Source organism: Halorubrum sp. AJ67 (assembly GCF_000513435.1).
This window is the reverse complement of sequence record NZ_CBVY010000005.1, coordinates 1-3,324: the sequence shown is the minus strand read 5'-3', so window position 1 is coordinate 3,324 and position 3,324 is coordinate 1. Positions and strand designations below refer to the sequence as shown.

The following is a 3,324-nucleotide window of genomic DNA, read 5'->3' as shown; positions in this document are numbered from 1 at the left end:
CTCGCCGTCGCGGTCGTCTGCGTCGCCGCCCGGGACCGCCCCGCGCACCGTCTCTCGGCAGTACGTCAGCTCCAGCGGGACCATACCGTCGGCGTCGAGGTCGTCCGCCGCGAGCGAGTCCACGAGTCCGACCGGGTCCCGGTACCGCCGGAGCCCGATCCGGTCGCCGTCGATCCGGGAGGCGTAGCCGATCGACAGGCCGAGGTGGTCGCGGCCGAGGTCGAGCAGCGCGTCGACCATCGCGTCGAACTCCGTGGACCGGTCCGAGATGATCCGCACGAAGGGTTCGAGGAACTCGCGGTCCGGTTCCGATTTTCCGGACCCGTCGTGCTCCGGCTCCGCCTCCTCGGATTCGACGCGGTCGCCCCCGTCGGCGTCGGGCTCGTTCCCTCGCTCGGCCCTCCTGATCCGGTCCGCGAGCGTCTCGCCGTCGGCCGCGAGCCGCCGCCCGGAAACGTACTCGATCCCGAGCCGGCTCGCGTCGATGGCGGCGTCGGGGCGGTCGCGGACGGTGTACGCGAGGACTCGCGCGTCCGGGTACCGCTCCCGGACCGCCTCGATTTCGACCGGCTCGGCCGCGAGACCGGCGACGCGCTCGCCGGCGTCGGTTCCGTCGTTCCGGCCGGTTCGGTCGCTCTCGTTACCCCCGGCGCGTCCGTCGGATCCGACGGAGTCCGCCACCCGAACGACGACGGCGCTCGTTGCCTCGTCGCGGCCGGTTTCGGAACGCGTAACCTCTCCGACCGTTCGCGTCCCGTTCGGGAGCGTCCCCCACGCGGCGTCGACCGGCTCGCCGACGTGGACGATCGTCCCCTCAGGCGTCATCTCCGTCGTTTACCCGTCGTTTCGCGCGGGCGGTCGGCCGTCCCCCGGCGGGCCCCCGCAACCGGAACGTCGGCCGCGCCCGCCCGTCCGATCCTATCACCTTTCCGACTACGAACGGCGTCGTAATAATCGTTCGCTCGCGTTCTCACAGGAGATATCCACGTTCCCGACCGTCCCGCCGCCCGCTCCGCCCGCGCCGCTCGTCCCGACACGATTTAGGCGGCCCGCTCACAACGGGCCGGTAATGAGTACGCAGGCCGCGACGGCGGACCGGACAGTCGTGATCGGGCTGGAGGTCCACGTCCAGCTCGAGACCGACACGAAGATCTTCTGCGGCTGCTCGACGGAGCCGGCAGCCGACGAGGAGCCGAACACGCGCACCTGCCCCACCTGCCTCGGGCTGCCGGGCGCGCTGCCGGTCCTCAACGAGGCCGCCGTCGAGGCCGCCGTGAAGGTCGGGAAGGCGATCGACGCCGACGTCCCCGAGACGACGACCTTCCACCGGAAGAACTACTACTACCCCGACCTCCCGAAGAACTTCCAGCTCACCCAGTACGACGCCCCGATCTGCCAGTCCGGGGAGCTGGAGGTCCGCGTCGACGACGAGACGCGCACCATCGGGATCACCCGCGCGCACCTCGAAGAGGACCCCGGCAGCCTCCAGCACGCCGGCGGCTCCATCGAGTCGGCGACGCACACCCTCGTGAACTACAACCGCGCCGGGACGCCCCTGATGGAGATCGTCACGGAGCCGGACTTCCGCTCGCCCGCGGAGACGCGGGCCTTCTTGGCGAAGCTCGAAGAGGTTCTCGAATACCTCGGCGTCTTCGACCCGACCCGCGACGGGAGCCTCCGCGTCGACGCCAACGTCTCGCTCGTCCCGGACGAACACGTCGCCGACGACGGGACGATCGCGGACGAGGCTCTCGAAGGCGTGAACCGCGCTGAGGTGAAGAACATCTCCAGTCACAAGGGCGCGGAGCAGGCGCTCGCCTACGAGGTCACCCGACAGGAGAACGTGCTCCGGCGCGGCCGCGAGATCGAACAGGAGACGCGCCACTGGGACGAGGCGCGCGGCGTCACCGTCTCGATGCGCTCGAAGGAGGCCGAGAAGGACTACCGCTACTTCCGGGAGGCCGACCTCCCCGCCCTGGAGGTCTCCGACTGGAAGGAGCAGATCGCGATCCCGGAGCTGCCCGACGCCCGCCGCGAGCGCTTCCGCGAGGAGTACGGACTCGACCGCGAGTCCGCCTCGAAGCTCACCTCCACGAAGGCGGTCGCCGACTTCTTCGAGGACGTGGCCGAGTCGTTCGACCCCGGTCTCGCCGCGACGTGGGTCGCCGACAACCTGCTCGGCGAGCTCAACTACCGCGAGATGTCGATTACGGACGTCGAGGACCGCCTCGACGAGTTCACCCGTCTGATCGAACTCGTCGCCGACGAGGAGCTGACCGTCAAGAACGCGGAGGAGGTTGTCCTCCGGGAGATGCTCGACGAGGGCGACGACCCCGAGACGGTCATCGACCGCGAGGGCCTCGGGAAGGCCGAGAGCGGCGAGGTCGAGGCCGCCGTCGCGGCCGCCATCGACGAGAACCCCGACGCCGTGAGCGACTACCACGACGGCGGCGAGGGCGCGATCAACTTCCTCGTCGGGCAGGTGATGCAGGCCACCGGCGGCAGCGCCGACCCCGGACAGGTGAACGGACTGCTCCGCGAGGAGTTGGACGGCTGAGCCGGTCGAGCGTCGAACGACAGCGGGGACAAGCCGCGTTTTTCGTCGTCAGTTCGATATTTAATTGATCGTGAGCGGTGGCGACGCTTACTTATAAAGAATCACGCGGTCGGCGCGTGCCTGCGAGCGGTCGCCACCGGCGACCGCGAAGCAGCACCGCGCGAGGGAGTCGCTGGCGGCCGTCGCTTCGCTCCGGCCGCCAGCGACGAGGCTGGGGAGGCGTGAGGTGCGGTCGCTATGCTGTGCGGGGCGGGACTCGAAGGGGCAGTCGGGAGGTAGGCGCAGGCGACGTAAGCACCGCAGGAGCGAGTGAAACGAGCGACGAGGAGCGCAGCGAGCGTGCGCCTACCTCCCGGCTGGGGCTTCGGCGGTGTTCGTGTCGATCAGCGATTTATATACAGATCTACTCTCGTATCACCTCCCGACTGGGGCTTCGGCAGAGTTCGTGTCGCTCAACCATTTATTAGGCATCTCTTGCTCCAATTCACTCGCTCCCGCCGGACACCTTTATTTCAACTCCGCAACGTAGCCGCGCACATGGCCCTCGCTTCCACCCTCCCGTACGCCTTCCCGATCGGAGTGTGTCTCCTGCTCGCGTGGGCGATCCGGTTCCGCGGCGCGGTCGGCCTGATCGCCGGCTACGACGGGGACCTCCTGCCCGAGCGCGAGGCGGAACTCGCCCGCGACGCGGCGGTCATCCTCGTCATCGCGGCGGCCGCTGTCGGACTCCTCGCCGTCGACGCGTGGACCGACGCGGTCCCCCGGTC

The 3,324-nt window shown here is 69.5% G+C and carries 2 protein-coding genes and 1 pseudogene; 2 read left to right on the top strand and 1 reads right to left on the bottom strand.

Annotated features, from left to right (window positions below; genetic code table 11):
- Window positions 1-825 (bottom strand): annotated as a pseudogene (locus tag BN903_RS17280) (histidine kinase); the annotation flags it as partial.
- Window positions 826-1,069: 244 nt separating this feature from the next.
- On the opposite strand from BN903_RS17280, the gene gatB reads away from it, so the two are divergent.
- Complete coding sequence (gene gatB, locus BN903_RS06375) at window positions 1,070-2,557, top strand: Asp-tRNA(Asn)/Glu-tRNA(Gln) amidotransferase subunit GatB (protein WP_048076960.1); 1,488 nt, start codon at window positions 1,070-1,072, stop codon at window positions 2,555-2,557.
- Between the two features lie 537 nt (window positions 2,558-3,094).
- On the top strand, window positions 3,095-3,324 hold a 230-nt coding region (locus BN903_RS06370; protein ID WP_048076959.1), incomplete at its 3' end, for a hypothetical protein.